This is a genomic window from Kocuria rosea, from assembly GCF_023715525.1.
GTDB lineage: Bacteria > Actinomycetota > Actinomycetes > Actinomycetales > Micrococcaceae > Kocuria > Kocuria rosea_A.
On the sequence record NZ_JAMBOG010000011.1, the window covers coordinates 19,750 to 42,593 of the forward strand.

General features: G+C 75.4%; 21 protein-coding genes and 1 tRNA gene. 8 read left to right on the forward strand and 14 right to left on the reverse strand.

The window, feature by feature from the left end:
* Position 1 precedes the first annotated feature (1 nt).
* Both M3185_RS09525 and M3185_RS09530 read right to left on the reverse strand, forming a co-directional pair.
* Positions 2–74, reverse strand: a tRNA-Gln gene (locus M3185_RS09525).
* 62 nt (positions 75–136) lie between these two features.
* Entirely contained in the window at positions 137–898 is a 762-nt protein-coding gene (locus M3185_RS09530) for a hypothetical protein (RefSeq protein WP_251333435.1), read from the reverse strand.
* Between the two features lie 264 nt (positions 899–1,162).
* On the opposite strand from M3185_RS09530, the gene M3185_RS09535 reads away from it, so the two are divergent.
* Complete coding sequence (locus M3185_RS09535) at positions 1,163–3,007, forward strand: ABC-F family ATP-binding cassette domain-containing protein (protein ID WP_251333436.1); 1,845 nt, start codon at positions 1,163–1,165, stop codon at positions 3,005–3,007.
* 71 nt (positions 3,008–3,078) lie between these two features.
* Here M3185_RS09535 and M3185_RS09540 read toward each other — a convergent pair whose 3' ends face one another.
* The 5 genes from M3185_RS09540 to M3185_RS09560 all read right to left on the reverse strand — a co-directional run bounded on the left by M3185_RS09540 (position 3,079) and on the right by M3185_RS09560 (position 8,133).
* Positions 3,079–3,375, reverse strand: a complete 297-nt coding sequence (locus M3185_RS09540) for a DUF1540 domain-containing protein (RefSeq protein WP_251333437.1) — start codon at positions 3,373–3,375, stop codon at positions 3,079–3,081.
* A 197-nt stretch (positions 3,376–3,572) separates the two neighbouring features.
* Positions 3,573–4,850: a ScyD/ScyE family protein gene (locus M3185_RS09545; RefSeq protein ID WP_251333438.1), complete on the reverse strand. Its 1,278-nt coding sequence runs from the start codon at positions 4,848–4,850 to the stop codon at positions 3,573–3,575.
* A 198-nt stretch (positions 4,851–5,048) separates the two neighbouring features.
* Positions 5,049–6,002, reverse strand: coding sequence for a 4-(cytidine 5'-diphospho)-2-C-methyl-D-erythritol kinase (locus tag M3185_RS09550; RefSeq protein ID WP_251333439.1), 954 nt, complete (start codon positions 6,000–6,002; stop codon positions 5,049–5,051).
* Positions 5,999–6,895, reverse strand: a complete 897-nt coding sequence (gene rsmA, locus M3185_RS09555; RefSeq protein WP_251333440.1) for a 16S rRNA (adenine(1518)-N(6)/adenine(1519)-N(6))-dimethyltransferase RsmA — start codon at positions 6,893–6,895, stop codon at positions 5,999–6,001. Before rsmA ends, M3185_RS09550 begins: the two co-directional genes overlap by 4 nt.
* 224 nt (positions 6,896–7,119) lie before the next feature.
* Positions 7,120–8,133: a TatD family hydrolase gene (locus M3185_RS09560; protein ID WP_251333441.1), complete on the reverse strand. Its 1,014-nt coding sequence runs from the start codon at positions 8,131–8,133 to the stop codon at positions 7,120–7,122.
* A gap of 112 nt (positions 8,134–8,245) precedes the next feature.
* On the opposite strand from M3185_RS09560, the gene M3185_RS09565 reads away from it, so the two are divergent.
* The 3 genes from M3185_RS09565 to M3185_RS09575 are packed head-to-tail and all read left to right on the forward strand — an operon-like array spanning position 8,246 to position 12,851.
* Positions 8,246–9,196 carry an AAA family ATPase gene (locus tag M3185_RS09565; RefSeq protein ID WP_251333442.1) on the forward strand — a complete coding sequence of 317 codons (951 nt, stop codon included), beginning with the start codon at positions 8,246–8,248 and terminating at the stop codon, positions 9,194–9,196.
* Complete coding sequence (locus tag M3185_RS09570; protein ID WP_251333443.1) at positions 9,193–10,569, forward strand: DUF58 domain-containing protein; 1,377 nt, start codon at positions 9,193–9,195, stop codon at positions 10,567–10,569. The genes M3185_RS09565 and M3185_RS09570 overlap by 4 nt, the downstream gene beginning before the upstream one ends.
* Positions 10,566–12,851: a transglutaminaseTgpA domain-containing protein gene (locus M3185_RS09575; RefSeq protein ID WP_251333444.1), complete on the forward strand. Its 2,286-nt coding sequence runs from the start codon at positions 10,566–10,568 to the stop codon at positions 12,849–12,851. Before M3185_RS09570 ends, M3185_RS09575 begins: the two co-directional genes overlap by 4 nt.
* Positions 12,852–12,880: 29 nt before the next feature.
* Here the strand turns inward: M3185_RS09575 and rsmI are convergent, their stop codons facing one another.
* A complete protein-coding gene (rsmI, locus tag M3185_RS09580) occupies positions 12,881–13,789 on the reverse strand; it encodes a 16S rRNA (cytidine(1402)-2'-O)-methyltransferase (protein ID WP_374238490.1) in 909 nt (302 codons plus the stop codon).
* Between rsmI and M3185_RS09585 the strand changes: the two genes are divergently transcribed.
* Both M3185_RS09585 and M3185_RS09590 read left to right on the forward strand, forming a co-directional pair.
* On the forward strand, positions 13,782–15,503 hold the full coding sequence (locus M3185_RS09585) for a dolichyl-phosphate-mannose--protein mannosyltransferase (RefSeq protein WP_285859721.1): 1,722 nt from the start codon (positions 13,782–13,784) through the stop codon (positions 15,501–15,503). The two genes, rsmI and M3185_RS09585, sit on opposite strands and share 8 nt — an antisense overlap.
* Positions 15,504–15,664: 161 nt before the next feature.
* Positions 15,665–16,582 carry an IS982 family transposase gene (locus tag M3185_RS09590; RefSeq protein WP_445298421.1) on the forward strand — a complete coding sequence of 306 codons (918 nt, stop codon included), beginning with the start codon at positions 15,665–15,667 and terminating at the stop codon, positions 16,580–16,582.
* A gap of 20 nt (positions 16,583–16,602) precedes the next feature.
* Here the strand turns inward: M3185_RS09590 and M3185_RS09595 are convergent, their stop codons facing one another.
* Complete coding sequence (locus M3185_RS09595) at positions 16,603–17,439, reverse strand: alpha/beta fold hydrolase (RefSeq protein ID WP_251333447.1); 837 nt, start codon at positions 17,437–17,439, stop codon at positions 16,603–16,605.
* Positions 17,440–17,540: 101 nt separating this feature from the next.
* Here M3185_RS09595 and M3185_RS09600 point away from each other — a divergent pair, with 101 nt between their 5' ends.
* The gene (locus M3185_RS09600) at positions 17,541–18,104 is read left to right on the forward strand and encodes a TetR/AcrR family transcriptional regulator (RefSeq protein ID WP_251333448.1); all 564 of its coding nucleotides are present in this window, start codon (positions 17,541–17,543) and stop codon (positions 18,102–18,104) included.
* Positions 18,105–18,163: 59 nt separating this feature from the next.
* A complete protein-coding gene (locus tag M3185_RS09605; protein WP_251333449.1) occupies positions 18,164–18,529 on the forward strand; it encodes a hypothetical protein in 366 nt (121 codons plus the stop codon).
* Between the two features lie 18 nt (positions 18,530–18,547).
* Here M3185_RS09605 and M3185_RS09610 read toward each other — a convergent pair whose 3' ends face one another.
* The 5 genes from M3185_RS09610 to M3185_RS09630 all read right to left on the reverse strand — a co-directional run bounded on the left by M3185_RS09610 (position 18,548) and on the right by M3185_RS09630 (position 22,758).
* Positions 18,548–19,555, reverse strand: a complete 1,008-nt coding sequence (locus tag M3185_RS09610; protein ID WP_251333450.1) for a TIGR01906 family membrane protein — start codon at positions 19,553–19,555, stop codon at positions 18,548–18,550.
* Between the two features lie 110 nt (positions 19,556–19,665).
* Entirely contained in the window at positions 19,666–20,973 is a 1,308-nt protein-coding gene (locus M3185_RS09615; RefSeq protein WP_251333451.1) for a L,D-transpeptidase, read from the reverse strand.
* A 189-nt stretch (positions 20,974–21,162) separates the two neighbouring features.
* Complete coding sequence (locus M3185_RS09620) at positions 21,163–21,531, reverse strand: hypothetical protein (RefSeq protein ID WP_251333452.1); 369 nt, start codon at positions 21,529–21,531, stop codon at positions 21,163–21,165.
* 145 nt (positions 21,532–21,676) lie between these two features.
* Positions 21,677–22,219, reverse strand: a complete 543-nt coding sequence (locus M3185_RS17375) for a DUF3499 domain-containing protein (RefSeq protein WP_308222190.1) — start codon at positions 22,217–22,219, stop codon at positions 21,677–21,679.
* 14 nt (positions 22,220–22,233) lie between these two features.
* The gene (locus M3185_RS09630) at positions 22,234–22,758 is read right to left on the reverse strand and encodes a WhiB family transcriptional regulator (protein ID WP_251333453.1); all 525 of its coding nucleotides are present in this window, start codon (positions 22,756–22,758) and stop codon (positions 22,234–22,236) included.
* Positions 22,759–22,844 lie beyond the last annotated feature (86 nt).

The window sequence follows — 22,844 nt, forward strand, 5'->3', positions numbered from 1 at the left end:
GTTCCGCCTCTAGGGTTCGAACCTAGACTCCACGGCTCCAAAGGCCGGGGTGCTGCCAGTTACACCAAGGCGGAGCACCGCCGTGGAACGGCAGTGGTGCACGTCGTGCACAAGGACCCACCCTACCATCGGCCCATCAGGCGGCGGTGGCCCCCGGGCTCATCAGGACCACCAGCACGCGACGCGCCGCGGCGGCCTGGCGCAGATCCGGGACGGCCTCGTAGAGCGCGGCGAGCGTGGCCTCGTCGAGACCGCGCACCAGCAGCGGGGCGCGGTCCAGGAGGAAGCGCATCCGGGCGAACGCGACGGCCAGGTCCTCCCCCGCCGCCGTGGAGCCCGCGACGTTCCACGCCACGGAGGCGACGTAGCGGTCGTCGACGTCGAGCACACCGGTCTCCCGGGCCTGCTCCAGCGACAGCAGCAGCTCCAGCTCGTCGACGGTGGCGCCCTCGGTCTCCAGCAGCAGGTGCACACCGTGCGCGGAGGCGGCCTCGGCGAGGGCGGCCAGCATCGAGTAGACCTGCTCCTCGCTGCGGCCCCGGTGCCTCATGCCCGCCCGGGGCACCACGAGGAAGCGGGCGCCCAGGCCCGCCGCGAGGGCCAGGTGGTCGTCGAGGACGGCGATGACGCCCTCGTCGGGGATGTCGTCGTCGAGGGCGACCGCCGCGCGGACGATCAGCGGGTCCGCACCGGCCCCGCGCAGCGCCTCCCCCACCTGGCGGCGGGGCACGGAGCCCAGGTGGCGGCCGGCGAGCTGGCCCGGGCCCACGGGGATCTCCACGGGCCCGGGGTGGGCCTGCACGGCCCGGACGGCGGCGTCCAGGTCGGAGATCCCGTCGAGGCTGACGCCGTGCGGGCGCGTGGACGGGACGGGCTGTGCGGCCAGGTTCTCCTGCATGCCGCGATTCTCCCACGCGCCCTTGTGACGAGGCTGAGAACTTCCCGGCCGCACATCGGCTCTTGGGGGGACAACTGCTGCGCCCTCCTCCCCCGCCGAGTTCCCACCCCTGCCGGCCCCCTCGTCTATGCCCTCTCCCGCCGAGTCCCCCGGGTGGTGGCGATCCCCCACGATCGAACCTGGGGAGTCGGCATCGGGTTGGGGGGCTCGGCGCCCACGAGTACCCCACACCGGGGACCCAGGACACCCGAGTACCCTTGTCGGGTGGCACATCTACTCGGCGGCGAGAACCTGCACCTGGAATTCCCCACCAAGACGGTCTTCGACGGCGTGAGCCTCGGCATCGACGAGGGCGACCGGATCGGCATCGTGGGCCGCAACGGCGACGGCAAGTCGACCCTCATGAAGCTGCTCGCGGGCCGGCTCCAGCCCGACGAGGGCCGCGTGACCGTGCGCTCGGGCGTGCGCGTCGGCATGCTCGACCAGGCCGACGTCCTGGACCCGGAGCTCACCGTGGGCCACGCCGTCGTCGGCGGGCGCGAGGAGCACGAGTGGGCCGGGGACGCGAAGGTGCGCGACGTGATCTCCGGGCTCGTCAACGACCTCGACTGGGACGCGAAGGTGGGCGATCTCTCCGGCGGGCAGAAGCGGCGCGTGGCGCTGGCGGCGCTGCTGGCCGGGGACTGGGACGTCATCTTCCTGGACGAGCCCACCAACCACCTCGACGTCGACGGCATCACCTGGCTGGCCCGCCACCTCGGCAGCCGGTGGCCGAAGAACCAGGGCGGGCTCGCCGTGGTCACCCACGACCGCTGGTTCCTCGACGCGGTGTGCACCACCACGTGGGAGGTCCACGACCGGATCGTGGAGCCCTTCGAGGGCGGCTACGCCGCGTACGTGCTGCAGCGCGTGGAGCGCGACCGCCAGGCCGCCACGGTCGAGGCGAAGCGGCAGAACCTCATGAAGAAGGAGCTGGCGTGGCTGCGCCGCGGCGCCCCCGCCCGCACGGCCAAGCCGAAGTTCCGCATCGAGGCCGCCAACCAGCTGATCAGCGACGTGCCCCCGCCGCGCGACACCGTGGAGCTGTCCCGGATGGCGGTCTCGCGGCTGGGCAAGGACGTGGTGGACCTCGAGAAGGTCTCCGTCGCCTACCCCACCGAGGACGGCGGCACCCGCCCGGTGCTCAAGGACGTCACCTGGCTGATCGCCCCCGGGGAGCGCACCGGCATCCTGGGCGTCAACGGCGCCGGCAAGTCCACGCTGCTGGGCCTGGTCACCGGCGCGGTCCAGCCCACGAGCGGGCGGGTCAAGCGCGGCAAGACCGTGAAGATCGCGACCCTCACCCAGCAGCTGTCCGAGCTGGAGGACGTGGCCGAGGACCGGGTCTCGGACGTCATCGCGTCCAAGCGGACCACCTACCTGGCCGACGGCAAGGAGATGAGCCCCGGCCAGCTCCTCGAGCGGCTGGGCTTCACCAACGAGCAGCTCTCCACCCCGGTCAAGGACCTCTCGGGCGGGCAGAAGCGGCGGCTGCAGCTGCTGATGATCCTGCTCGACGAGCCCAACGTGCTCATCCTCGACGAGCCCTCCAACGACCTGGACACCGACATGCTCGCGGCCATGGAGGACCTGCTCGACACCTGGCCCGGCACCCTGCTGGTCGTCTCCCACGACCGCTACCTGCTGGAGCGCGTCACCGACCAGCAGTACGCGGTGATCGACGGCCGCTTCCAGCACCTGCCGCGCGGGGTGGAGCAGTACCTGGAGCTCGCGTCCCAGTCCCGCTCGGGCTCGGCCGCCGGCTCCGCCGGGGCCACCAACCCCCTGGCGGCGGGCGCCGCCGGGGCCTCCGGCGGGACGACGACGACGCTCGCCGCGCCGAAGCTGACCGGCGCGCAGGCCCGCGCCGCGCAGAAGGAGGTCGCCGCGATCGAGCGCAAGCTCGAGAAGCTCAACGCCCAGGTCGTGCAGATCCACGCCGAGATGGCGGCCCACGACCAGTCCGACTACAGCGGCCTCGCCACGATCACTGCAGGTTTGCGCGCGGTCGAGGACGAGATCGAGGAGCTGGAGATGCGCTGGCTGGAGCTGTCCGAGGACCTGGCCTAGGTCTGCGGCGGAACCCGCCGGGTGAGGGCCCCTGGCCGGGGCCGCCACCCGGCGGGATCCTCCGCGGCGGGTCAGGCCGCCTGGTAGGTGAGGCAGTCGGCCTCGTCGGCGCCGGCACCGACCATGATCTTCTCGGCCGTGCACATCAGGTGGGAGTTGTGCGTGCACTCGGAGCGCTGGCACGCGCCCACCTCGGCGTGGACGGTCGGCAGGCCGCCATCGGGGCCGAGGGAGATGAACGTGCCGCAGTGGGCGTGGCCGCTCGAGCCGGAGACGGTGATGGCGTGGGCCGTGCACTCGTGGTCGTGGTTGAAGGAGCACTGCCCCACGGAGCAGTCGGAGACGGGAACGAACTCGGTGGCAGGCATGGCTGGTCCTCCTGGATCGGTCCACGGGCCCGGGAGGCTTCCCGAGCACGCTCGAATAACTCCAGGATGCTCCCGAGGAGCGGGAATGAATAGCGAATTTTTCCGTGCCGCAATCCCTGCCCGGTGGAGACCGCCGTGGCCGCGGCGACGGCGGCGGCGCGACCGGGCCGCCACCGCCGTCGTCCCCGGCCGCGGGCCTAATCCTGCGGGGCCTCGACGGGCTCCACGAGGTAAGCCTCGGAGAAGTCCAGCTCCCAAACCGCGCCGCCGCCGAGGGCGCCGAGGGGGTTCCGCGGTCCCGCCGCGAGGCCCTCGGCCGGGGCCACGCTGTTGACCGCGGCGTAGACGTGCCGGCCGTCGGAGGCCAGGCCGGCCGGCAGCGGGACGTCGACCGCGTACCGCTCGGCGTCCTCCGCGTGCCGGTCCAGGACCAGCACCTGGCCCGGTGCCTCCCCGGCGGCCGGCGGCGCCTCGTCCGCCGGGGTCTGCCCCGGAGGCATGGGCGGGGTGGGCCCGAACAGCTGCGAGACGAAGAGGTGGCCGCCGTCCACCGCCACGCCGGTCACCGCGGTGAACCCGTCCCAGCGCGTCAGCTCGGTGCCGTCCGCGGCGAACTGCACGACCGAGGCCTCCCCCGGGCGCACCGATCCCAGCCCGCCGACGTAGATGTTGCCGTCCTGGTCCGCGGCCAGGGACGTGGGCACGAACTCGGGAGGTCCTTCCGGGTCGTCCGCCCCGCCGGGCAGCCCGGTGGTCGGCCAGCTCGCGAAGACGCTCACCTCGTACGCGGGCGGGGCGTCCTCGGTCGCCGTGGAGAAGTCCGGCTCGACCTTCCACACGGCGTTCGCCCCGGCGTCCGCCACGAGCGCGTAGCCGTCCGGGGACTCCTCCGTGTCCTCGTCCACGTAGAGCACCGCGTACGGATTGGAGTCGATCTGCGCGCCGTCGGGGTTGAGCTGCTCCTCGGCCGCCTGGAGATCGGCGTAGGCCAGGACGGAGGTGACGTCGGAGGCCTCCTGGACGGCCACCAGCAGGGACCCGCCGCGCGCCTCGGGCACGGCGGGGTCGAACCGGGCGGGGTCGTAGCCGGCGACGATGTGCTGCCCCTCCACGTCCGTGGTGTCCGCGCCGGCGGGCCCTTCCGCGAAGGACCCGTCCGGGCCCGCGACGGAGAGCAGTCCCTCGGCGGCGGAGGACGCCGTGGGCGTCTCCCCGTCCGGGTCCTCGACGAGCGTGACCGCGCCGGTCGGGCCCACGCAGCGCCCTTCCGTGACGCACTCCGGTCCGCCCCGGCCGGCCTCGGCCACGACCAGCGACTCCCCGTCCTGGTCCCAGTTCAGCTGCCGCGGGTTGTCCAGCCCCTCGGCGACCACCCGCGGACCGGGCGGCTCGTGGTCCCCCTGCGCGACGGCCACCGGCAGCGGTCCCGCCAGTGCCACGGCCACCGTCGCAGCACCTGCTCCGAGTCGTCTCATGTCCCGCACCCCCGGTCGACGTCGTCGCGCGCCTGCCGTGCGACAGCCCCAGGCTAGGACCGGCGCCGCAGGTCCGCCCAGCCACGACTGCGAACCGTGACCGGCTCGTCACCTACCCGCGGGTACCCGACGGGCGGGGTCACCGCCGGCCCGGGACACGCTCCCGCGACCCGCGCGCCGGACCCGTCCGGGCCCGGCTCAGGGACCGGGGACGCGCACCGCCAGAGCGGGCGCTCCCCGCTCCCGGAGCCGTTGCGCAAGCGCCTCGGCCGACGCCGCGTCGGCCAGCAGGTGGGCGACCGTGGGCCCGGAGCCGGAGACGAGGCTCGCCGCAGCACCGGCCGCGGGGCCCTCGGCCAGGGCCGCGGCCAGGTGCGGGGCCATCGACAGCGCGGCCGGCTGCAGGTCGTTGCGCAGCAGCGGGGCCAGGTCCTGCGCGGTCCCGTCCGACAGCGCCCGCTCGAGCCCGCACGGCAGCGCGGGCGCGGGCACGTCCTCGTGCTCGCGCAGCCGGTCCAGCTCGGCGTAGACCGCGGGGGTGGACAGCCCTGCGGTGCCGGCGACGAGCACCAGGTGCACACCGGCGCCGGTCCGCACGGGCCGCAGCTGCGCGCCGGTGCCGGTGCCGACGGCGGCCCCGCCCACCAGGGCGAAGGGCACGTCCGCGCCGAGGCCGGCGGCCAGGTCGAGCAGGGCGTCGTCGTCGAGCGCGGGCCGGCCCGCGACGCGGGCCGCGAGCCGGTTGACGGCCACGAGCGCCGCGGCGGCGTCGGCCGAGCCCCCGCCCATGCCGCCGGCCACGGGGACGGCCTTGTCGATCTGCAGGTGCAGCCCGCCGGGCAGCGCAGGGAAGCGCTCCAGCACGGCGCGGGCCGCGCGCACCGCGAGGTTGGACCCGTCGGTGGGGACCGCGTCCAGGCAGAACGTGCCGGCCGCGATCTGCTGGTCGACGAGCGAGCCCGGGACCGCGGCGACGCCCACGGCGATGCCGGTGCCGCGGGTCGGGGTGGCGGTGACGGTCTCGGCCGTGCTCACGGCGCAGTAGAGGCTCGCGACGTCGTGGTAGCCGTCCGGGCGCCGCGGGCCGGCGGCGAAGAACAGGTTGACCTTGCCGGGGGCGGAGGCCTGCTCGGCCAGCGTCAGGGTGCTCATGCGCCCCGGACCCCCGCGCTCAGCCCGGCCGCCGCGCCGGCCTGCGCGATGCGGGCGAACTCGTGGACGTCGAGCTTCTCGCCCCGCTCCCCCGGGTCGATGCCGGCCGCGGCCAGCAGCTCGCCCGCCGCCGCGGCGGAGCCCGCCCAGCCCGCGAGCGCGGCGCGCAGCGTCTTGCGCCGCTGCGCGAAGGCGGCGTCGACCACGGCGAAGACGAGGTTGCGGTCGACGTCGGCGACCGGCCGGTCCCGGCGCACGAAGCGCACGAGCCCGGAGGCGATCTGCGGGGCCGGCCAGAACACGTTCTTGCCGATCGTCCCGGCCTTCGTGACCTCGGCGTACCAGGAGGCCTTGACCGACGGGACGCCGTAGACCTTGGAGCCGGGCCCCGCGGCGAGGCGGTCGGCGACCTCCTCCTGCACCATGACGAGCCCGTGGCCGATCGAGTCGAAGCGGCCCAGCAGGTGCAGCAGCACCGGCACGGCCACGTTGTACGGCAGGTTGGCCACCAGGGCGGTGGGCCGGGCCGGGAGCTCCTCGACGCGCAGGGCGTCCTGCTCCACGACGCTCAGGTGCGCGGCCTGCTCCGGGCGGAAGCGCTCGACCGTGTGCGGGAGCTGCCGGGCCAGGGGCGGGTCGATCTCCACAGCGACGACCCGCTCGGCGGCGTCCAGCAGGCCGAGGGTCAGCGAGCCGAGGCCGGGGCCGACCTCGAGCACCGTCTCCGCCGGGCCCAGGTCCGCGGCCGCGACGATCCGGCGGATCGTGTTGGGGTCGATCACGAAGTTCTGCCCCAGCGTCTTGGTCGGCCGGATGCCGAGCTGCTCGGCGAGCGCGCGGATCTCGGCGGGTCCGAGCAGCGGGCGGGCGGCGGGGTCGGTGTCATCTGTCACCGGGTCATCGTATCGGCCCGCTCCGGCGGCCCCGCCCGGCCCCTCGCCCGCCGAACCCCCATGCTTCCGCGTTCTCTGCTGCCGGGCCCCCACATCCCGGCGCCCCCTGGTGCCGAGCCCCCACAGTGGCTTCATCTCCCCAGAAGCGATCGTGGGGAGATGAAGCGGCCGTGGGGGCTCGGCAACAAGGGAAGGCGCCGGAGGACATGGGACGCCGGCGCGCCTTAAAACTTCCCGTACACCGCGGCGGTGTTGGCCCAGATCCGCTCGCACAGCGGCTCGAGGTCCTGCTCGAGGATCCCGGCCATCCCCCGCACCGTCCAGTTGACCACGTAGCTGGCGTTGGGCCGGCCCCGGTACGGGTGGGGGGTCAAAAACGGGGCGTCGGTCTCCACGAGCACCAGCTCTGGGCGGGCGACCCGCAGCGCGGCCTTGAGGTCGTGGCTGTTCTTGAACGTGACCGTCCCGGAGAAGGACATGTACCAGCCGTGCTCGTTGCAGGTGCGGGCGAGCTCGGCGTCGCCGGAGAAGCAGTGGAAGACGGTGCGCTCGGGCGCGCCCTCCTGGAGCAGCACGGCGACGACGTCGGCGTGCGCGTCCCGGTCGTGGATCTGCAGGGCCTTGCCGGTCTCCTGCGCGAAGCGGATGTGCTCGCGGAAGGAGCGCTTCTGGTGCTCCCGTCCCTGCTCCTCCGTGCGGTAGTAGTCGAGGCCGGTCTCCCCGAAGGCCCGCACCCGCTCGTGCTCCCCCAGCGCCCGGATCTCGGCGAGCGCCTCGTCGAGGGTCCCGGCGGCGGCCAGTTTCGGGGCCTCGTTGGGGTGCAGGGCCACGGCCGCCAGCACCCGGGGGTCGGCTTGGGCGGCGGCCACGGCGAAGCGCGAGGACGGCACGTCGCAGCCGACCTGCACCACCCCGGCCACCCCGGCGAGCGCGGCGGCGTCCACGGCGTCGCGCACCGAGACCGTCACCTGCCCGTCCTGCAGGTCCAGGTGGGTGTGGTTGTCGGCCACCGGGTGCGGCAGGGCCGGCGGCGCGGGCGGGTAGGCGAGGTTGCGGCGGCGACCGTCGTCGGCCTGGGCCGCACGGCGCCGGGTGCCCTCGCCGTCGGGGAGGTCCTCGGGCAGGGCGTAGCGCTCGGCCTCGTAGGCGGGCGGGACGTCGCCGGGGCGCTGGGCGGGGCGGTCGGCGGGGTCCGGCCACAGGGAGGCGGCCAGGCGGGTGGCGTTCGGGTCGGTCATGGGGAGGCAACCTCGGGGAGTTCGGAGGGGACGCGGTCTCGCCTCCAATCTACGAGACGGGCGGGGCCACATACTGTGGGAGACAAGTGCCGACGAGGAAGCCGAGGAGCCCATGGAGTCCTTCCCGCAGTACACGCAGGCGATCCTGGACCGGATCAACGCCGTGATCGACGGCAAGCCCGAAGCGGCGCGCACCGCCCTGACGGTGCTGCTGGCCGGCGGGCACCTGCTCGTGGAGGACGTCCCCGGCGTGGGCAAGACGATGCTGGCCCGCACGCTGGCCACGGCGATCGGCGGGTCCGTCACCCGCATCCAGTTCACCCCCGACCTCCTCCCCACGGACATCACGGGGGTCTCGGTCTACGACCAGGCCCGGCGGGAGTTCGAGTTCAAGCCCGGCCCGGTGTTCGCCAACGTCGTCATCGGCGACGAGATCAACCGGGCCTCCGCCAAGACCCAGTCCGCGCTGCTGGAGTGCATGGCCGAGGGGCAGGTCACCGCCGACGGCACGACCCACCGCCTGGGCGCCCCGTTCATGGTCGTGGCGACGCAGAACCCGGTCGAGATGGACGGCACCTTCCCCCTGCCGGAGGCGCAGCGGGACCGGTTCACCGCGCGCATCTCGATGGGCTACCCGGACACGGCCGCCGAGATGACGATGCTCGCCGACCACGGCGGCGGGTCCCCGCTCGCGGGCCTGCGCCCGGTCGTGGCCGTGGAGGACGCCGCCCGCCTCGTCGAGCACGTCCGCGGGATCCACGTCTCCGACGCCGTGCGGTCCTACGTCGTGGCGCTGGGCCAGGCCACCCGGTCCCACCCGCAGATCCGCCTGGGCGCCAGCCCCCGGGCCCTGCTCCAGCTCCAGGCTACCGCCCGGGCCGAGGCCGCCCTGAGCGGGCGCGAGTACGTCCTGCCCGACGACGTCCGCGCGGTCGCCGTGCCGGTGCTGGCGCACCGGCTGATCCTGGACCGCCGGGCCGGCACCGACTCCGCGGAGCAGCTGGTGCGCGCGGTGCTCGAGGACGTCCGCGTCCCGGCCGAGCACGCCCGGCGCGGCCGATGAGCCGCGCCCACGGGCGCGCCGGGCGGACCCGGGAGGGCGCCGGCGCCGCGGGCGAGCGGGAGGAGCAGCCCGTCGACTCCCGCGCCCGGTTCACGGGCCGGGGCTGGGCGTTCCTCGCGGCGGGCGGGCTGGCGCTGCTCGCGGCCACCTGGCTGGGGCGCAAGGACGTCCTGGCGCTGGCCCTGTTCCTCGGCGGGACCCCGCTGTTCGCCGCATTGTCCCTCTACGTCGTCAAACCCCGCGTGCTGCTCAAGCGCACCGTGGACCCGGCGCTCGTGACGGCCGGAGACTCCGCGGTGGTGCGCCTGCGCGTGCGGCACCGGGCCCGGGGCGGCAGGCCGGCGCCCGGGGCGGTCACCGTGCATGAGAGCGTGCCCGGGCCCCTGGGCGGGGACCGGGAGCTGACCGTCGGCACCGGCGGGAAGCCCGCCGCCTACACCGTCCGCCCGCGCCGGCGCGGGGTGTGGGCGCTGGGCCCGGCGACCGTGCGGGTCGCCGACCCGTTCGGCCTGGCCACGGAGCTGCTCAACGCCTCCGAGCGGACCTCCCTGCACGTGGCCCCGGAGGCCGTGCCGCTGCCCGAGACCGCCGCCGAGCGGCTCCGGGAGCGCGGCGGGGACCCGTCCCGCACGGCGATGCCGCAGCCGGGGCCGGACAACGTGACGATCCGCGAGTACCGCCACGGCGACCCGGTGCGCCGGGTGCACTGGGCCGCCTCGGCCAAGCACGGGCAGCTGATGGTCCGCCAGGAGGACCCCCGCAGCACCCGCCGGCTGAGCCTGGTGTTGGACCTCGACGAGCGCTCCTGGCCGGGCGAGCGGCTGTGGGCCGGCGTGCTGCCGAGCACGGCCGGGTTCGAGTGGGCCGTCTCCTTCACCGCCGCCGTCCTGGAGCACCTGACCCGGCGGGAGACCGCCGTGCACGCCCTCGACGGCCACGGCCGGCCGCTGCCCCGCGGCGGCGCGGACGACGGCGGCACCCGCCCGCCCGGCGCCGGCACCGCCCTCGTCACCGACGACGCCGCGGAGGACGCCCGGCACGGGCTGGCCCGCGTGCGGCCCCTGCCCGCCCCCGCCCGACAGTCCCCGGACGCCGCGGACCCGCTGGCCGAGCGGTTCGAGCGCGACGGGCTGGTCCACCCGGTGCTGCTGGTCTCCGGGGAGCTGGACCGGGCCGGCGCGCAGCGGGTGGTGCGGGCCGCGCAGCGGGCCGGCACCGGCAGCGCGGTGCTGGTCGCCGACCCGGACCGGGCCCCCGGCGGCGCCGCGGTGCTCGAGGCCGCGGGGTGGTCCGTGCTCGTCGTCCCCGCCACGGCGGCGCCCGAGGACGCGTGGGCGGGCCTCGGCGCCCGGACCGCCGGAGCCGCCCGGTGAGGCCCCCGGCGGGGGGCGTGCTCGGCCTCGCCGCGACGGTGCTGACCACGGTCGTCCTGTCCCTCGTCGCCCTGGCCGGCGTCCTCGACGGCACGGCGTGGCTGCCGGGGGCCCTGCTGGCCGCACTCGCCGTCGTCGCCGCCACCGCGGTCTCCCGGGCGGTGGGCCTGCCGCCCGTGCTGGCGCCCCTGTTCGGCGCCGGGGCGCTCGTGCTCCTGCTCACCGTGCTGTTCCTGCGGGAACCGGCGCTGCTGGGCTTCGTGCCCACCCCCGGCGGCCTCGCCGCCGCGGAGGCGCTGTGGCACGACGCCGCCGGCGCCGTGCGGGAGCGCCCCGCCCCGTATCCCGCCGGACGGGCGCTGTCGTTCGTGGCGGCCCTGGGCACGGGGCTCGTGGCGCTGCTCGTCGACGTCCTGCTGGTGGGCCTGCGCCTGCCCGCGATCGCCGGGGCCGGCGTCCTCGCCGTCCTGGTGGTCCCGGCCCTCGTGCTGCCGCACAGCGTGGGCCCGGCCGGGACGGCGGCCGCCGCGCTCGCAGCGCTGGTGCTGCTCGGGGGCGGGCGGCGCTGGGGCGCGGTGCGGGAGCCGCCCACGGCGGCGGCCCCCGGCAGCTGGCCCCGGGCGCTCGTGGTGGTCGCCGGGGTGCTGGCCGTGACCGTCCTGGTCCCCGGCGTGGTGCCGGGCTTCGTCAACGGCGCCTTCCCGCAGGGCAGCGGGCTGGCCGGCGAGCGCGCCGCGGGCGTGGGGCCGCTGCGCGCGGTGGGCCAGGACCTGCGCTCGGGAGAGCAGGCCCCCCGGCTCGAGTACACGACGGCCTCGGGCGAGCCCGAGCTGCTGCGGGTGCTCAGCCTCGAGGACTTCACCGGGGACGAGTGGTTCCCCGCCGCCGAGGACCTCGAGGAGGGCCTCGACGGGCTCGGCGCGACGCCGCTGAACCCCGTGGGCCCGGGTGAGCAGCGGACCGCGGCGGTGACGCTGCGGAACTGGTCCGAGCGGTGGCTCCCCCTCCCCTGGGTCCCCGTGGCCGTGACCGGGCTGGGCGGGGACGGCTGGTCGTGGAGCCCCCGGGACCTCGCCGTGCACGCGGACGACGTCCCGGAGCCGGGCACCGCCTACGAGGTCCGCTCCGTGGCGCCCGCGCCCACGGCCGCGCAGCTGCGCGCGGCCCCCGCGGCGCCGGCCGGCGAGCCGCTGGACCCGTTCCGGGCGCTGCCGGAGGACACCCCGGCCGCCCTGCGGGACGCCGCGCACCGGCACGCCGGCAGCGCCGCCACGGCCTTCGACCAGGCCCTCGCCCTGCAGGAGTGGCTGCGCTCGGACGAGTTCCGCTACGACGTGGACACCCCGGTGGCGCAGGGCTACGACGCCGGCGGGATGAGCGCCCTGGAGCGGTTCCTGCAGGAGCGGGCCGGCTACGCCGGGCACTTCGCCCCCGCGATGGCCGTCATGGCGCGCGAGCTGGGCATCCCCGCCCGCGTGGCGGTCGGCTACCTGCCGCCCGCCCAGGACGCGGCCGTCGACCCGTTCGCCCGGCCCGGGGCGGACACCCCGGTGCCGGTGCGGCCCCGGGACGCCCACGCGTGGCCGGAGCTGTGGTTCGAGGGCGCAGGTTGGGTGCGCTTCGAGCCGACCCCCGGCACCGGCGAGGTCCCCGGCTACGCCGCGCAGACCCCGGCCGAGGAGCCGACCGAGGAGCCGACGGGCACGGCCCCGCCCACCGCCGAACCGACGCAGAGCCCCTCCGACGACCCCACGAGCACGCAGACCAGCAGCCCCGAACCGGCCGTCACCGGGGCACCGACCGAGGAGGCCGCACCCCCCGGGGACCCCGAGGACGGTCCGCGCGCCTGGCTGCCCTGGGCCGCCGCCGCTCTGGCCGCAGCGCTGCTCGCCCTGCTCCTGGCGCTGCCGCGCCTCGTGCGGGACCGACGGCGAGCCCGGCGGCTGCGGCGGCTCGCCGACCCCTCCGCCGCCCCCGGGGACCGGGCGCTCGCGGGCTGGGCGGAGGTCGAGGACCTCGCGGCCGACCACGGCCTCGCCCGGGCCGCGGCGGAAACGCCGCGCACCTTCGTGGCCCGGCTCGCCCACGCCGTGCCGCCGGCGGGCGAGTCCCTGCGGCGGCTGGGGGACGACGCCGAGCGGGCGCTCTACGCCGCGCCGGGGACCGCGTGGTCGCCCGGGTCCGGGCCCGGGGACCTCGCGGCGCTGCGCGCCGGACTGGCGCAGCGCCCCGGTGCCCGGCGCGCCCGCTGGCTCCCGCGCTCGGTGCTGCGCGGCCGGTGATCCAGGGCGGACGGTCCGGGGCGGACGGGCTACTTCCGGCGGGCGTCCAGGACGGTCTCGTAGAGCTCGCGCTTGCCCACCCCGGAGCGCTCGGCCACCCGCCCGGCGGCGTCCTTGAGCCGGACCCCGCCGGCCACGAGCGCCTCAACCTCGGTCACCAGGTCCTCGGGCCGGGCGGCGTCCGGGGCGGGGGCTCCGGCGACGACGACGGCGATCTCCCCGCGCACCTGCCCCTCGGCGCACCAGGCGACGAGCTCCGCGAGGGTGCCGCGCACGACCTCCTCGTGCAGCTTGGTCAGCTCCCGGGCGACGACCGCGGGACGGTCGGGCCCGAACGCCTCGCGCAGGGCCGTGAGCATGACCTCGAGCCGGTGCGGGGCCTCGTAGAACACCATGGTGCGGCGTTCGCCGTCGAGCTCGGCGAGGCGGGCCGCGCGCTCGGAGCCCTTCCGGGGCAGGAAGCCCTCGAACGTGAACCGGTCCGTGGGCAGGCCCGAGACCGCCAGCGCCGTGAGCACCGCCGAGGGCCCGGGGATCGCCGTGACGGTGAGCCCCTCGGCCGCGGCGGCCTCGGCGAGCCGGTAGCCGGGGTCGGAGACGGTGGGCATCCCGGCGTCGGAGAGCACCAGCACGGTGCGCCCGGCGCGCACGGCCTCGAGCAGCTCGGCCACCCGCGCGGCCTCGTTGTGCTCGTGGTGGGTGAGCACCCGTCCGCGCGTCGTCACGCCCAGGCCCGCCACGAGCCGGCGCAGCCGCCGGGTGTCCTCGACGGCGAGCACGTCGGCGCTCTCGAGGGCCTGCCGCAACCTGGGCGACGCGTCCCCCAGGTTGCCGATCGGCGTGCCCGCCAGGACCACGGCCCCGGCGTCGGACCCGGCCTCGCCGGGCGGGGCCTCGAAAGCGGCGGGCGGGGCGTCGTCGTGGGGTTCGATGTGCACGGCTCCACTCTACGGCCGGCCGCCGGGCCCGCCCGTCCCCGGCGGCAGCAGCCCCGTCCCCTACCATGACACCGTGAGCTCCTCGGTCCGCGCCCCAGCCCCCGCACCGGCGACGCGGCCGGCGCCCCCGGTGAGCACGCTGCCCCGGTCCCTGGCCCCCGACGCCCTGCGCGCCCGGCTGCTGCCCGCACCGGCCACCGTCGGACGCCTGGCCTGGCTCGCGCCCCTGCTCGTCGTGGTGCTCGGCGGCGTGCTGCGCTTCTGGCACCTCGGGCACCCGGACGCGATCGTCTTCGACGAGACCTACTACGTGAAGGACTCCTACTCCCTGCTGCGCTACGGCTACGAGCGGCAGTGGCCCGAGGGCGCCGACGAGCTCTTCGTGGCGGGCACTCCCCCAGAGGCCCTCGACACCCCCTCCTACGTGGTGCACCCGCCGGTCGGCAAGTGGCTGATCGCCGCGGGGATGTGGCTGTTCGGGGCGCAGGACCCGTTCGGCTGGCGGTTCTCCGCAGCGCTCGTGGGGACCCTGTCGGTCGCCCTGGTCTGCGCGGCCGGGTGGCTGCTCTTCCGCTCGGTGACCGTAGCGACGCTCGCGGGCCTGTTCACGGCCGTCGACGGCCTGCACCTCGTGCAGTCCCGGCTCGCGCTGCTCGACGTCTTCCTCATGTTCTTCGTGCTGCTCGCGTTCGTGCTCCTGCTGCTGGACCGGGCCCACGCCCGCCGGCGCCTGGTCGCCCGGCTGGGCGTGGCCGGCCCGGGGACCGCCGAGTCCGAGCTGCGGTCCCGGCTCGCGTGGGGCCCGTGGCTGGGCGTGCGCTGGTGGCGGATCGCGGCCGGCGCCGCGTGCGGGCTCGCCGTGGGGACGAAGTGGAACGCGCTGTTCATGGTCGCGGCCCTGGGCGTGCTCACGGTGCTGTGGGACATGAACGCCCGGCGGGTGGCCGGGGTGCGGCACTGGCTGCGGGCGGGCCTGCTCCGGGACGGGATCCCCGCCTTCCTCGCCGTCGTGGGGACGGGCCTGGTGGCCTACCTGCTCTCGTGGTCGGGGTGGTTCGCCTCGTCCGGCGCCTACCACCGCACCTGGGCCGCGGAGCACCCGGGCGAGGGCGTGGCGTGGCTGCCGGCGCCGCTGCGCTCGCTGTGGGCCTACCACGTCGCCGCGTTCGACTTCCACAACGGCCTGGGCACCCCGCACTCCTACGAGGCGCTGCCGTGGCTGTGGCTGGTCCTGGGCCGGCCCACCTCCTACTACTACGAGTCCCCGGCGCAGGGCACGGCCGGGTGCGCGGTGGAGAACTGCTCGCAGGCGATCCTCAACATCGGCAACCCGCTGCTGTGGTGGACCGCGATCGCGGCGCTCCTGGTAGCCGTGTGGCTGTGGGCAGCACGGCGGGACTGGCGGTTCGGGGCACCCCTGGGCCTGTTCGCCGCCGGGTACCTGCCCTGGTACCTCTACCCCGAGCGCACCATGTTCTACTTCTACGCGCTGCCCGTCGAGCCCTACCTCATGCTGCTGCTGGCCGGGATGCTGGGCCTCGTCCTCGGCGGGCCCCAGCGCACTGTGGCCCGCCGGCGCGCCGGGCTCGTGGTCGTGGGCCTCTTCACGGCCACGGCCCTGGTCCTGAGCGCGCACTTCGCGCCGATCTGGTTCGCGGAGACCGTCCCCTACGAGCAGTGGCGGCAGCGGATGTGGTTCGACGCCTGGATCTGAGCCGGCCGCCCGCCCCGGGGCGCCGCACCAGGGACCGGTGCAGCGCCCCGCGGCGGGCAGGGCGGGCCTAGATGAGTGATTCCAAGGGGTAAGGGTCTTGGCCTCGGGGCGGAGGCTGCCCAGAATCGGCGTTGCTACCCAACGCGACCCTGGAGGTCCTCGTGGACGCCGATCTGGACACCCTCGCCACCGCACTGTACGTCAGGACCGATGACCTGCTGAAGGCCCATCCTGAGCACCTTCCGATCCGCCCGGTGGTGGGGCTTCCACCGAGGATCAGTGATGCGGAATTGGTCACCATGGCGGTGCTGCAAGCCCTCGGGGGCTACACCAGCGAAGCCCGTTGGTTGCGCCACGCCCACCAGCACTTGCGACATCTGTTCCCGTACCAGCCCCACCAGCCCGACTACAACAAACGCCTCCGGGCTCTGGCCGACACGATGGCCTGGCTGATCGGCGTCCTGGCCGCCGACACGACCGTCTCCGGCGACGACCTGTGGGTGGTGGACTCCACTCCCGTCGAATGCGCCCGCTCTCGGGGGACGGTCAGACGCTCAGCACTGGCCGGATGGGCCCAGTACGGGTACTGCGCCTCCCACTCCCGCTACTTCTGGGGCCTGCGCTTGCACCTGGTGGCCACCGTGCACGGGCTGCCGGTGGGGTGGGCACTGACCGGTGCGAAGGCCGACGAGCGGGTGGTGCTCACCGAGATCCTCGCCGGCACCCCGGGGCTGGCCGGGCCTGAGCGCGCCCGGCAGGTGGTGATCGGGGACAAGAACTACTACGGCCGGGCCTTCGACGCCGAGCTGGCCCACGCCGGGATCGAGCTGCTGCGCCCGCCCCGGGTCGGGGAACTGCCCCGAGACGGGGCTCGGTTCCTCAAACCTTTGCGGCAGGTGATCGAGTCGGTCAACAACACCCTCAAAGCCCAGTTGGACCTGGAGCGTCACGGCGGACGAACCGTGGCCGGGGTCTGCACTCGTATCGCTCAACGCCTGCTGGCGCTCACGAGCGCGATCTGGCACAACGATCATCTCGGCCTCGCCATCCGCAGATCTCTGATCGCCTACGACCACTGACACCCCTTGGAATCACTCATCTAGCGGGCGAGGAAGCCCAGGAGGGCCGTGTTGACCTCCGCACCGTGGGTCCAGAGCAGGCCGTGCGGCGCGCCCTCGATCTCGACGTAGTCGGCCTGGGGCAGGGCCTTGGCGAACTGCCGGCCCGTGGCCTCGATGGGCAGGATGTTGTCGGCGGTGCCGTGGACGATCAGGGCCGGCACGTCGATCTTCGGGATGTCGTCCCGGAAGTCCGTCAGCCACGTGGGCTGCGCCGCCACGGAGGCCACGGCCCCGGAGCGGGAGGCGATGTTCCAGCTCGCGTCCACGACCTGCCGGCTGAGCCGCTCGGTGCCCAGGAACGTGTCGGTGTTGTAGAAGTTGTCGAAGAAGTCGGTGAAGAAGGCGTAGCGGTCGGCGGTCACGGCCTGGCCGAGCCCGTCGAAGACCTCCTGCGGGACGCCGGTGGGGTTGTCCTCGGTCTGCAGCAGGTAGGGCTCCAGCGAGCCCAGGAACGCGGCCTTGGCGACCCGGGCGGAGCCGTAGGTGGACAGGTAGCGCCCGACCTCCCCGGTACCCATGGAGAAGCCCACGAGCACCGCCTCCGACAGGTCCAGGGTCCTGAGGACGGCGTCCAGGTCGGCGGCGAAGGTGTCGTAGTCGTAGCCGGTGACGGGCTTGCTGGAGCGCCCGAAGCCGCGGCGGTCGTAGGTGATGACCCGGTAGCCGGCCTCGAGCAGGGCGGCGGTCTGCTTCTCCCAGGACGAGCCGTCCAGCGGGTAGCCGTGGATCAGGACGACGGGCTGGCCGCTGCCGTGGTCCTCGTAGTAGAGCTCGATGTCGGTGCTGTTGGTGGTGTCGACGGTGATGTACCCCATGGGGTGGTTCCTCTCGGTCGTTCCCGGCACGCGGGAGAACGATCGTTCTCCCGCGCTTCCAGCCTAGGGAACGCCCGTTCTCCGCGCAATAGAATGGCGGCATGGACTCCGACGACCCGCGCCAGCACGTGCTCGAGACGGCAGACCGGCTCTTCTACGGCCGCGGGGTGCAGGCCGTGGGGATGGACGAGCTGCGCCAGGCTGCCGGGGTCTCGCTCAAGCGCCTCTACGCCCTGTTCCCCTCGAAGGAGGACCTCCTCCTGGCCGTCCTCGCCCGCCGGCACCGGATGTGGGAGGACGGGGTGCGCGCGCGGGTGGAGCGGGCCGCGAGCCCGCGCGAGCGGCTGCTGGGCATCTACGACTACCTGGCCGACTGGTTCGCCGAGGACTCCTTCCGCGGTTGCGGGTTCATCAACGCCTTCGGGGAGCTGGGCAGCGTCTCGCCGCGGGTGGCCGCGTCCGCCCGGGAGCACAAGCGCGCCTTCCAGGCCTACGTCGCCCAGCTCGTCGACGACGCCGGCGCCCCCGCGGAGCTGGGCCCTCAGCTGTGCATCCTGGCCGAGGGCGCCCAGACGACCGCGGCGATCGCCGGAACGCCCGACGCCGCCGTGCAGGCCCGGCGGGCCGCCGAGGTGCTCATCGACGCGGCGGCGCCCGAGCGCTAGGTCGTGGCCCCCGTCCCAGGGCCGTCCCCCGTTCGTTCGTGCACCACGGAAGGATCCCCATGATCTCGAGCGCCCTCGCCCTCCCGGCGGTGCGGCTGGTCCTGTTCCTCGTCGTCTACGCCGCGGCCCTGCTGCCGTGGCACCGCCGGCTCGACCGCGCCGACCGGCGGGCGGCCCTGGTCATCGGCGCGGTCGGCCTGGGGCTGGTGCTGGTCCCCTCACTGGTCCAGCCGGCGGCCGGCCGGCCGGGGTGGTCCCACGGGCTGAGCGTCACCGCCTTCGCCCTGCTGCTGGGCGTGCTCGCCCACGCCTGGTTCGCCCACCGGCGGGCGGACAACACGAACCTCGCCGGCCGCACGCTCCTGCTGCTCCTCGCCATGGTGGTGACCGCGCTGGTGGGCTTCTCGCTGTTCACCGCCGCCTGAGCTCCGGCCGCGGCCGGCTCAGCGCCCGGCGAGCCGCCGCTTCAGCTCCTGGCGCCGGCGGACCCGCTCGAGGGCGCGGTGCCGGCGGAACGCCGTGGGCCAGGTGGCGACCATGACGGCGAGGGCCCCGAGGAGGGCCAGCGCACCCACCGCGATCGCCGCGTCCATCCAGAACTGGGTCGGGTAGAGCCGGATGAGGGTGTCCGAGGCCCGGAAGGTCCAGCTGCCCTCCGCGAAGAACAGCGAGTGGAACAGGGTGAAGAACTGCTGCCAGCCCAGCACCGCGCCGACCGCGAGCAGCACCAGGAGCACCACGGCCAGCCACGACCCGAAGAACAGGGCCCCCGACGCCGCCCCGGGCGCCTTCGCGCGCAGGTACAGGGACGAGACGATCCCCAGCAGCGCCAACACGGCGACCACGGCGAGCGCGCTCTGCAGCACGACCTTCACGTCCGTCATGTGCGCGACCTCGGAGCTCAGGAACAGCCGGGTGCCGTCCGCGCCTCGGAGGTCGCCGAGGAAACCGGCGGGGGCCCAGTTCAGGACGTAGTCGAGGCCGTAGGAGCCGAGGATCATCCGCTCGTCGGTCGAGAAGCCGTAGCGGTCCGCGGGGAAGCCGGGGCGGTGGTACTCCGCCCACAGGAACAGGGGCGTCGCCACGGTGCGCACGGCGACCGCCAGCAGGGCGAGCGGGAGCACGACGGCGAGGAGAACCTGTTGCAGGCGCGGGAACCGCGGCTCGTCCGCCACGGCGTCCTGGCGCAGGGCGGCCCGGCGGCGGGCGTCCTCGTCGATCTCCTCGTCCTCCTCCGCGACCGCGTCCACCGGGTGGGAGCCGCCCGGGCGCGCGGTGCCGCCCCCGGGGCCGTCCGCCGGGCGGCCGGACGGGTCCTCGTCCGGGGCGGGCTCGGAGGTGCTGACGGCGGGGATCAGGCCGGTCCACACGGGGTCCTCCCGGCGCTCGGCCGCGGGCTCGGCGGGGTCGGCCTGCTGCCAGGGGGCCTGGTGGTTGCTGGAGGGGGCCACGGGCGGGTCCTTCGGATCGGAGGGGATCGGGGTGCGGCGCGGGACGGGGCCGCGCGGTCGGCCCCGATCCTACCCGCCCTGCCGGGCGGGGCGGAGGACCGGGGCGCCGGTCACCAGTTGCCCTTCCACTCCTCGTCCGCGTAGTGCTCGAAGGGAATGTTCCAGTCCCCGTACCCGTCGTCGGGGTCGGCCTGCGGGTAGCCGGTGTTGAGGATCTCCACGACGTCCCCGGGGCGGAAGACGTCGTGGATGAACTCGGCCCCCTCGGGGCTCATGCCCACGCACCCGTGGGAGACGTTCTCCTTTCCCAGGAGGGGCAGGGCCGAGGGCAGCGCCTGGTGGACGAACTCGCCGCTGGCGGTCAGCCGGGACACGTTCGACGCCCAGAACGTCTCATACCAGTGCGGCTCCCCCGGGGCGAGGTCGAGGGAGGAGGCCTGGAAGAGGTAGCTCGGGGCCTGCTCCATGATGACCTTCCGGCCCGTGGTGGACGGCCAGTCGGGGTTGCCGAGCGTGACGGGGAACCTTCCGGCGACCTTGCCGTCGACGTAGGCGGTGAGGGTCTTCGTGCGGTTGTCCACGCGGGCGTAGTGCTCGGCGCCGGTGGAGAAGGTGGTGCGCAGGTCGTGGTTGCCGATCATGCCGTCGCCCACGTCGAGGCCGCGCAGGTCCAGGGAGACGGTGACCCGGGACCGCGGCTGCCACTTCTCGGCGGGCCGGTAGCGGACCACCCGGTCCGAGTACCAGCGGAACGCGCCGGCCCGGTCGCCGCCGCCCTTCACGGTGACGGCCCGCTCGAGCGCGGCCTTGTCCAGAACGGGCTCGGAGAAGCGCAACTCCAGGACCTGGCCGGTGCCGTAGACCTGGCCGTCCACGACGTTGAGCTGGGCGTCGACCTCGTTCGCGGCCGCGACGGTGGTGAACACGCTCGTCCCGGAGGTGGGGACGCCGTCGGCCACGGCGGTCCAGGTCAGCACGTACTGGGTGTCGAAGGCGAGGTCCCCGGAGCTCGTCCAGGTGCGGCCGTCGGCGGAGAGCTTCCCCGGCACGGGGGCGCTGTCCGGCGCCGGCGCGAGGGCGACGTCGGTGAGCTCCCCCCGGCCGGTGCGCACGACGACCGGATCGACGGGGTTGTGCTCGACCGTCGCGTCCGCGGGCGTGACCGCGACCTCGGCGGGACCCTCCGCGACCGGCGGGGACGCCGTGGGCACGGCCCCGGCCGGTACTGTCGCGGTCGGTGCGGCCGCCGGTGCCGCCGGGGTCGGGGCGCCGGAGGACGGGGCCGCCGGTGTGCCGTCGGCGGCCTGGGCGCAGCCGGTCACGAGCAGCAGCGCCACCGCACCGAGGACGAGCAGGCGGCGCGCAGGGGTGACGGGCGTAGCGGCGGGCAGGGCATCCGCACGGGGGAACGGGGGCATGGGGGGATCACCTCGGGCGTCGGGGGTGCGGGGAGGAAGGCACGGGGGACGCCTCCACGATAGGGGCAGGGCCCGGCCGAGGGCCCCGGGAAGCCGCGGGGTGCGACTGTCGGCCCCCTCGGAACCGCCCGGGACGGGCTGTGCACCTGCTGCGGCGGCGCGGCCCGCGGGGCCCCGGTACCGGGGGGCTCAGCGCACGGGGCTCAGGCAGGCGATGCCGTTGACGACCGGGTAGACCGGGTGGACGCCGTCGCGGAACGGGCGGTCGCTCATCAGCCGGTCGGCGTCCACGGGGAGGAGGGCCCCGCCGGTGAGCGGACAGCGCAGGATCGCGAACAGTGCGGGGTCCAGGGCGGGCTCGGGGCGTGCCACCGGCTCCGGCGTGTACTGCTGGGCCGCCCACGGCGCCGGGCGCAAGCTCGCCGGCACGGTATGCCGGGCGGGTGTGCCCGCGGTCCTGCCCGGGCGCGGGAACGAGGGGCCGACCTCGTGCCGGGCCGCCTGCGGCACCTCGTGGTGGATCTCGTGCGTCGTCTGCGTCGTTGCAGGCACAGTCATGGGGGGACTCCTGGTGCTCCGGGGGGAAGAGCCACCGCGCCGGGCAGACGCGGCCTGCGGCTCATCCTAGGGGAGGACCTCCCGGGGCACAGGCCCCCGCGCGGGGGACCCCCCGGGGAGTTCGGCGCGGGATGCAGCGCAGGATTCAGCGCGGGGGCAGCGGCCCGGTGCTCCCGGTGGCCGGGCGGCGCAGGTGGGGCCGCTGCAGGGCCTGCGGCATCGGGGCGTCGTGCCACGGCACCTCGGCCGGGGCCCGGCGCGGAGCGGCGGCGGCGGGCTCCTCCGGGACGGCGGGTGCGGGGCGTGCGCCGGGCGCGGCGTCCACCGCGGGTGCGCTGCCCGGGGCGGCGCCCGGGCGCGGGAGGGACACGTCGCGCAGCACCGTCCGCGGGCGGTCGCGCACACCCGGCACGGGCTCGGGCTCGCGCACCGCCTCGGCGACGGCGTCGATGTCGTCGCGGCGCGCGGCCGCCTCCGGCAGCTCGAGGCGGACCACCCGCCACCCGCGCGGGACGGTGAGCCGGTCGGCGTGCACGCCGCACAGGTCGTACGCGTGGGGCTCGGCGTGGGCGGCCAGGGGGCCGACGACGGCGGTCGAGTCCGAGTACACGTAGGTGAGGGTCATGACCGCGTCCCGCGTGCAGGTCTGGCGGGAGCAGCGGCGCATGGCGCTGCCGGAAGAGCTCATCCTCCGAAACTACCTCAGCGGGCGAGGCGGCGCAGACGGCGGCGTTCGCGCTCGGAGAGCCCGCCCCAGATCCCGAACTTCTCGTCCTTGCTCATGGCGTAGTCCAGGCACTCGGCCTGGACGGGGCAGGCCTGGCAGACGCGCTTGGCGTCGCGCGTGGAGCCGCCCTTCTCCGGGAAGAAGGCCTCCGGGTCGGTCTGGGCGCACAATGCGTCGGTCTGCCACGAGAGCTCGCCCTCGTCCTCCTCCACGGCGTACAGGCCGGCGAGCGCCTGCCAGCGGTCCGCCCCGTCGGCGAGGGGTGCTTCGAGCAGGTCCAGGCCCGCGGGGGCCGTCCGGAGCTCCTCGGCGGTCCCGTGGGCGGTGAGGAAGGCGGTGGCCTGGTCCTCCAGGCTCAGGCTCGTCCGCTGGACGTGCCGTTCGGCGGCGCGGGGGTCGGCCGGATCGACGAACCAGTCCTCCGGGGCCGAGCGCACGCTCCGGCGACGGAGGACGAGGGGGGTGGAATCGACGAGCTGGCGGGGTGCAGCCTCTCCCATGACTATCCTTCCATGCGACACGTTCGCTTGGGCCTGGCACAATGGGGGGCGCCGACCCGATGCATCCCGGAGAACGTATCTTTGGT

Bases quoted from the DNA above. Each gene is read 5' to 3' on its own strand.
- M3185_RS09530 (WP_251333435.1), bottom strand. From the start codon at position 898: ATGCAGGAGAACCTGGCCGCACAGCCCGTCCCGTCCACGCGCCCGCAC.
- M3185_RS09540 (WP_251333437.1), bottom strand. From the start codon at position 3,375: ATGCCTGCCACCGAGTTCGTTCCCGTCTCCGACTGCTCCGTGGGGCAG.
- M3185_RS09545 (WP_251333438.1), bottom strand. From the start codon at position 4,850: ATGAGACGACTCGGAGCAGGTGCTGCGACGGTGGCCGTGGCACTGGCG.
- M3185_RS09550 (WP_251333439.1), bottom strand. From the start codon at position 6,002: ATGAGCACCCTGACGCTGGCCGAGCAGGCCTCCGCCCCCGGCAAGGTC.
- M3185_RS09560 (WP_251333441.1), bottom strand. From the start codon at position 8,133: ATGACCGACCCGAACGCCACCCGCCTGGCCGCCTCCCTGTGGCCGGAC.
- M3185_RS09565 (WP_251333442.1), top strand. From the start codon at position 8,246: ATGGAGTCCTTCCCGCAGTACACGCAGGCGATCCTGGACCGGATCAAC.
- M3185_RS09570 (WP_251333443.1), top strand. From the start codon at position 9,193: ATGAGCCGCGCCCACGGGCGCGCCGGGCGGACCCGGGAGGGCGCCGGC.
- M3185_RS09585 (WP_285859721.1), top strand. From the start codon at position 13,782: ATGTGCACGGCTCCACTCTACGGCCGGCCGCCGGGCCCGCCCGTCCCC.
- M3185_RS09595 (WP_251333447.1), bottom strand. From the start codon at position 17,439: ATGGGGTACATCACCGTCGACACCACCAACAGCACCGACATCGAGCTC.
- M3185_RS09600 (WP_251333448.1), top strand. From the start codon at position 17,541: ATGGACTCCGACGACCCGCGCCAGCACGTGCTCGAGACGGCAGACCGG.
- M3185_RS09605 (WP_251333449.1), top strand. From the start codon at position 18,164: ATGATCTCGAGCGCCCTCGCCCTCCCGGCGGTGCGGCTGGTCCTGTTC.
- M3185_RS09615 (WP_251333451.1), bottom strand. From the start codon at position 20,973: ATGCCCCCGTTCCCCCGTGCGGATGCCCTGCCCGCCGCTACGCCCGTC.
- M3185_RS09620 (WP_251333452.1), bottom strand. From the start codon at position 21,531: ATGACTGTGCCTGCAACGACGCAGACGACGCACGAGATCCACCACGAG.
- M3185_RS17375 (WP_308222190.1), bottom strand. From the start codon at position 22,219: ATGAGCTCTTCCGGCAGCGCCATGCGCCGCTGCTCCCGCCAGACCTGC.
- M3185_RS09630 (WP_251333453.1), bottom strand. From the start codon at position 22,758: ATGGGAGAGGCTGCACCCCGCCAGCTCGTCGATTCCACCCCCCTCGTC.